The following is a 6,717-nucleotide window of genomic DNA, read 5'->3' on the forward strand; positions in this document are numbered from 1 at the left end:
CAACACCTGCTTACTTGCGCCCGGAACGCATCGTAATACCGGATTTAGACTTGAATAAATGAAGATTCTCCAATGCACGGCCCGTACCAACCGCTACACAGTCAAGTGCATTCTCCGCTACTAATACCGGCATACCGGTCTCATCCGCCAGCAGCTTATCCATGTTACGTAACAACGCACCACCGCCGGTAAGTACAATACCCCGATCCATAATATCAGCCGCTAATTCAGGTGGACTCTTCTCCAGCGTAATCTTCACTGCTTCAACAATGCTGGCCACCGTCTCGCTTAGCGCATCCGCAATCTCCTGTGCGGTAATCTCAATCGTCTTCGGCAAACCGGAGATTAAATCCCGACCGCGAATATCCAGCGTTTCCGCCTGCTCCGGCGGAATAGCAGAACCGATTTCCATCTTAAGCGCTTCCGATGTCCGCTCCCCAATCATCAGATTGTATTTTTTCTTAATATATTGAATGATCGCTTCATCCATTTCATCACCGGCTACACGGATCGATCTGCTTGTTACGATTCCACCGAGTGAAATAATCGCCACCTCAGTCGTTCCGCCACCAATGTCTACGACCATGCTGCCGGTCGGCTCCCATACCGGAAGATCTGCACCGATAGCCGCCGCGAATGGTTCTTCAATAGTGAACGCTTCACGTGCACCTGCAAGCTTGGTCGCGTCTTCCACCGCACGCTTCTCCACTGCGGTAATACCTGAAGGAACACATACCATAACATTTGGCTTACGTGAGAAAAGACCGCGCGTTTTCTGTGCCTGATCAATGAAATAACGCAGCATCGTCGCTGTTGTCTCAAAGTCCGCAATAACACCGTCTTTCATCGGACGAACAGCCACGATATTGCCCGGCGTCCTTCCGATCATACTTTTTGCTGAATTTCCTACTGCCTCAATGCTTCCCGTATCTGTGCGCAACGCCACGACAGACGGTTCCCGAACAACAATTCCCTTTGACTTTGCATATACAAGCGTATTGGCCGTGCCAAGGTCAATACCCATATCTCTATTAAAGCTACCAAACATCGGTGTAATTTCTCCCTTCATGATTAAGCGCGTATGTAGTCTTGCGACAACGATAAAATTATACCTGAATCGTGCACTTTTTCAATAAGCAAAAGATAGCATTACGCAAAATGCCCCTTCTCTTTCAAACTGTAAAATTGTCCATCTCCAATAATTACATGATCGAGCAATTCGATCCCCAGAATGCGTCCTGCTTCCTGTAAACGACGCGTAACGTCAATATCTTCCCTACTTGGGGTGGCATCGCCACTCGGATGGTTGTGAAGGCAGATCACAGAGGCACTGCTGCGGCGAATCGCTTCCTTGTAGACTTCGCGGGGATGAACAATGGATGAGTTCAAACTACCAATGAAAATTGTCTCTCTGCCAATGATATGATTCTTTGTATTGAGGTATAAGCAAACAAAATGCTCCTGTGTATGATAGCGCATTTCTTCCATCATAACATCGGCTACATCCTTCGGTGAACGAATTGTAATTCTTTCAGAAGGAGGTGCGCCACTCATGCGCTTACCTAGTTCAAGTCCGGCCATGAGCAGCAACGCTTTGGCCGGTCCTATGCCTTTCAGTGCGGTCAGTTCCTCAAAGGAAGTAGACTTTAAGCCGCGCAGCCCACCTACTTCATTCAGTACGCGGTATGAAAGCTTCAACACCGATTCTTCTGCAGACCCGGTACGCAGCAGTATCGCCAGCAATTCGGCGTTGGATAGCGCGCCCGGTCCCGCTTGCATCATTCTTTCACGCGGCCGATCCGTCTCCGGCATATCCCGAAGCGTCAGATAATTGTCTTCAGACAGCATGCCCTTCTGTTTCATACAGATTCCCCCATTCCATGTACGTTCGGGGTACTTCCTGCTGCCTTACGTATGGTGTCTCCCCTATAGGTGATCTTAATTTGTCACCTATAGTAATTTTACACCAAATTCTTCCAAAAAGTCACTGACTAATGAAACGGGAAGACCGACGACAGAGAAATAATCTCCCTCAAGATTTGATACCAATAGGGCACCATATCCCTGAATGCCATACGCACCGGCTTTATCCATCGGTTCTCCTGTAGCAATATAACGGCGGATGCGTTCGGCCCCAAGTTCGCGCATTGTCACATTCGTTGCCCGAAAGCCTGCCTTCTCCTTGCCGTTTGCTGTATTAATTACGCACAGTCCCGTATATACCGTGTGAGTTCTCCCCTGTAATCCCGATAGCATGCGGAACGCGTCTTCCTCGTGTTCCGGCTTGCCGAGAATTTCGCCATCGAGAACGACAACAGTGTCCGAGCCGATAACAAGATACGACTCGTCTTCATTATCCGCGAGCGAGAATGCAACATCCCGGGCTTTGCGCCGCGCCAGAATGGTGACGAACTCTTCAGGAGATACGTCTTCTTCAACTACTTCGCTTGCAACACTCGGCTGCACGGTAAATGTCAGGCCAAGCCCGGCCAATAGCTCCTTGCGCCTAGCGGACGCTGAGGCAAGAACGATGGAAGGCTGGTTTGCTTTAGACAATAGGATTCACCTGCTTCTACTCCTTGATACAAAGATACTGTGAATATACGCTTCTTCTTCCTTATAGACACATATCATACTAAGTTTAGCAAAGACGCCTAGGCAGTACAACAACGAAAAAAATAGAGCGGTATATTTCCGCTCCATGTACTACCCTGTCATCACCTGCTGCCACTTTTTATATGAAGAAATAAATCGAAGCATATTTTCTTCCGCCTGCCAAAGATACGTACGATTCGGCTGACCTGCAAACTGCTGCAATGTAGTGACAGCCGTCGTCATCTCATTCAGTGCACTTTGCAGAAATGTTTTTTGCTGCTCATCCAGTACCTCTGTTACTCTTCGTCCCTGCTTAAGCGCTTCCTGATGCCGTGCAAGCACCTTGTCTAGCGTATCCTGTGAAATTTTCCCTCCTTTAAAGCCATCACCAATGCTCTGTGATACGATCTGGAACAAGTTAGCCTGCGCCTGTCCAAGACGTTTTATCTCCTCAGTCGCGTCCGCAGACATCCCCAGAGGTACATTCAACGTTACCGTGCCAGCAGGCAAACTCTTCTCTTTAATATATACCTCCTGCTTGGATGCCCGATATGCCTCGGCAAGCGATAGCGCATCATCGCGCGAAGCGCTAACGCCGAGAAACAGCGCATGCTTCCCTGCCTCCTCTTCCATATGGGTCGGCCATCCCTTTTGTTGAAATACTGTACGTTCCTGCTCAGCTCCAGCCTTAGTGCTGAAAACCCCTCCCTGGATAAGGTAGAGCGGCACAGCCGGAAGTGTAACCATTACCGGCTTTGTCTTCGGCTTATCGACCAATTCATTTGCTTTGGCTTGTTCGGAGGATGCTGCATTAGCTGCCTGTCCTGCCGTTTTATCCTGTGCCAGCTGTCCTATTTCCTGTACGCCTGCTTTCCCCTGCGGATTTTGCTTCGCTTGTTCAAGGATTACGGGCACTTTTTCCTCTGGATTGGACGGTTCCATCGTGAACGTCTGAAGAACCACATACCCGAGCAATAACCCGACTGCAACTGCTCCACCTGCCACAGCTGCAAAACGAAATATATTTTTCGGAGGCTTAAATGTATGCCCTGTCCACTTTTTTTTCATAAATGGAGAAGGACGACTTGATCTAAAATCAATTGTTTCAATTTCTTCTATGTTTATATCCGGTCGCTCCATCATAGGAAGCGAAGTTATATTTTCTGTAAACCTGCTCTCCGGCTCCTCCGTCCCGCTGCCTATAACAGGCTCAGATTCTGGCCGAATGACTGCTACCGGAGATTGGTTCAATTTTATTTTCGGCTTGTGGGGCGCAGCGGGTGCCCGTGCCCCGGATTGAGACTGCTCTGTTTCAGGACGAATACGGATTTTGTACGCCGGAATGTTCTTCATGTGAGGCGTCTCCCTTCCTAAGAAAGTGTCATTACTTCACTTTATGAGACAGGCCTCTGATTTATGAACAAGAAAAACGCCTTTCACCGCTAAGGGGTGGAAGGCATTTTTACGTCTTCTTTCTTTATGATCCCATATTGCGTCGGGTCCCATTTGCCAGACGGCGGCCCAACATTTACCGATGGCAGCTTGTCCAGCAAAGCAGCATACTGCGGCGCATAATAACCGGTCAATTCAAGATTGGCCTGCAAACGTGTATCCTTTGGAGGATTAAAAGGATCTTTTTCCTGTTGATTAAAAGAAAGTTTGTCCACACGCAAATAGCGTGACATTTGCTGAATCTCAGTAACAAATGCATAAATGTTTTTATAATCGCCTTTAACACCTAACTTAATCTGCACGCTGCGTACCGAGCTTGTGGGCAAATATTTCTCAAGATCCGCACGTGTAACCTCCGCCACCTTTTCTTGTGTCTCTACAGCTGTGGGTGGGCTTTCAGAGGCTTTATCAGGAACAATCTCCTTGGCTAACTCTGTGGCCTGAACTTCTTTTTTCTCTTCAAAAGTAGCACTTTCAATTGAAATACTGCTTATGGACTGTAATTCTCCAAAATCTTTAACTAATTGGTCATCATATGATTTAACAGGGAATAGTTCAGCAATTTGACGCAGCTTCTCCTGTGGCGGTCGTGAGTCCTTCACATTTTGCTTCTGTTTTATAATAGCAAGCTCTGCCCTTTTCTGTTCAAGCTGTATTTGTGTTTCCTGCTTTTTTTCTAATACAGGTGTTAAATATAAATAATAGAATACAGCCAGAAGAAGAAAAAGAATAGCCAGACCAAGCAACACATATTGTCGTTGTTTTTCGTCCATTTTTTACTCCTTCTTTCCCTCTTCAGCTGTATTACCCGAAGTCACTGAAAGTTTGCCACGAATTTTTTTCTCATCCAAAGTCCTTGTTGTCATTTCAAACTTTGCCAAATAGTGGGGCAGAATTTCGCCGCCAACAATTTGCAGCGAAGGGGAGAGCGGGTTGTCATTCTCATCTTTCGGCCCCTTCCATTCAATTTTAATTGCATTAATGCTCTTTATATTGGCTTTTACTACACGTGGTAGCCGCTGTACATTATACAAATACGCAGCAACGTCTTCGTATTGCTCAAAGCGTCCTTCGACTTCCACTTTTCCGTCCATATTGTAAGAAACCGCCAATAGCTTTCCTTGTTCCGGAAACTGCTTGGCTAACTCATCTAGCAGAAGGGATGTTGGATAAAACAAATGCTGCAGCCTATCAGAAAGTTCCAGATAGCCGTCAACAGATACGGCCTCAGTTTGCTGCTGACCCTTCTGTGCGCTCAGCTTTTTATCCATTTCCGTAATTTGTGCCTGCATACTTGCAGTCTCCTGCTTGCCCGAAATATACAGCGTACCCATATAACCGGCACCGACCAGCCATAATATAGCAATGGCTGCATATACAATAATCGTACCGGTAACTCGTCTTTTCTTCTGAGGTAACAGGTTAATATCTATCATCGTTTTAACCCCTCATCGATAGACCGACTGGCACCATGTAAGCATGAACTTCATCCTGATTAGACCAAGAATGGTTAATGTATTCAATCGGAAATTTTGTCACTTCAGCATGTTCAACATTTTGCTGGAGGATTTCCATCATTTCCTCCATATTCGGAAAGTCTCCAGTCAAATAAATCTTCTGCACTCGCGTCCCGTCATTCGTCATATTAAACTCATAGAAAGTAAGCACACGTTCTAATTCACGCATTAAATCGCGTGCAAAGCCCTCAAAAACCCCTCTATCTTTCATATATTGAAATAAGGAAGAAGACTGTAAATTCCGCTCATTCAGCGAAATATTGTAACTTGTTAAGTCAATGGGAATGTTACGGACAAATTCTGGAATCTCACCTTTAAAGAAGGAAACATTCACACTATGCATGCCAAGCTGAACAATCATAAAATCCTCTTCCGTTACTTCTGCATAATTTTCAAGCATACGATACAATGCAAGCGGCTCTATTTCCGCTGCCATCAGCTCAATTTGCAGGAAATCAAGCAAGTCCATATATTGATCAATCAAATCTCCTGGTGCTGCCACAACTAAATATTGGTCCTGTGGCTCCTCATCTTCGTTTTCTGCTATGCTTCCAAGCTTATAATAATCGAAATACGGTCGTGCAAACGGCACATGAACAGTTGTCTCCAGCTCCACTTCGAGCAACATCCGTACTTCTTTTTCCGGTACGGGTGGAAGCAGCACCTTACGAATAAACAATGAGGAGCTTGGGATGGAAATCACAGCTCGCTTCCCTTTCAGCCCTTCTCTTTTACTCCCGTCCGTTAACCGAATTTCCAATGAACCTTCATCGATAATCTTTCCGCGTTCTACAAGACCGCTTTCAATCTCAATAAAGCCTGCCCGCTTCACTTCAATACTATAAAGACTATGGCGAACTTCCGCATAGCGAAGCCCTCCATCCTCCAGTGTAATACCGATATATCCGGATTTCTTTCGCTTAAGAAACGGCAGGTTCTTCAAACGTGGCAGCTTAAATGAAAAAGAGGGAAGCTTCATATCTTGCAATATTACTTTCATCTTGAGACCCCTTCTCATCTTAAAATCCTGTTCATTATATATTTTATCTTCTAACATTAGGCAACTTTATGACATTATACCTAACTATATACATCTGGTTTGATAAGCCGATCCAAGGATGTTGATTATCCAGTACGATCCAGAGTGGATCGT

7 protein-coding genes are annotated in these 6,717 nt (G+C 45.9%); all 7 read right to left on the reverse strand.

Annotated features, from left to right (window positions below; translation table 11 throughout):
- Window positions 1–10 precede the first annotated feature (10 nt).
- Window positions 11–1,048: a rod shape-determining protein gene (locus HMPREF0083_RS12930; protein WP_040302672.1), complete on the reverse strand. Its 1,038-nt coding sequence runs from the start codon at window positions 1,046–1,048 to the stop codon at window positions 11–13.
- Between the two features lie 101 nt (window positions 1,049–1,149).
- Entirely contained in the window at window positions 1,150–1,863 is a 714-nt protein-coding gene (gene radC / locus HMPREF0083_RS12935) for a RadC family protein (protein WP_021621866.1), read from the reverse strand.
- An 87-nt stretch (window positions 1,864–1,950) separates the two neighbouring features.
- Window positions 1,951–2,556, reverse strand: a complete 606-nt coding sequence (locus tag HMPREF0083_RS12940) for a Maf family protein (RefSeq protein WP_021621867.1) — start codon at window positions 2,554–2,556, stop codon at window positions 1,951–1,953.
- Between the two features lie 150 nt (window positions 2,557–2,706).
- Entirely contained in the window at window positions 2,707–3,948 is a 1,242-nt protein-coding gene (locus HMPREF0083_RS12945; protein WP_021621869.1) for a hypothetical protein, read from the reverse strand.
- An 89-nt stretch (window positions 3,949–4,037) separates the two neighbouring features.
- Window positions 4,038–4,820, reverse strand: coding sequence for a type 4a pilus biogenesis protein PilO (gene pilO, locus HMPREF0083_RS12950; protein ID WP_021621870.1), 783 nt, complete (start codon window positions 4,818–4,820; stop codon window positions 4,038–4,040).
- 3 nt (window positions 4,821–4,823) lie between these two features.
- A complete protein-coding gene (locus HMPREF0083_RS12955; RefSeq protein WP_021621871.1) occupies window positions 4,824–5,483 on the reverse strand; it encodes a PilN domain-containing protein in 660 nt (219 codons plus the stop codon).
- A gap of 4 nt (window positions 5,484–5,487) precedes the next feature.
- The gene (pilM, locus tag HMPREF0083_RS12960) at window positions 5,488–6,564 is read right to left on the reverse strand and encodes a type IV pilus biogenesis protein PilM (protein WP_051354649.1); all 1,077 of its coding nucleotides are present in this window, start codon (window positions 6,562–6,564) and stop codon (window positions 5,488–5,490) included.
- Window positions 6,565–6,717: the final 153 nt, after the last annotated feature.

The sequence above is a fragment of the Aneurinibacillus aneurinilyticus ATCC 12856 genome, assembly GCF_000466385.1.
Taxonomy (GTDB): Bacteria; Bacillota; Bacilli; order Aneurinibacillales; family Aneurinibacillaceae; genus Aneurinibacillus; species Aneurinibacillus aneurinilyticus.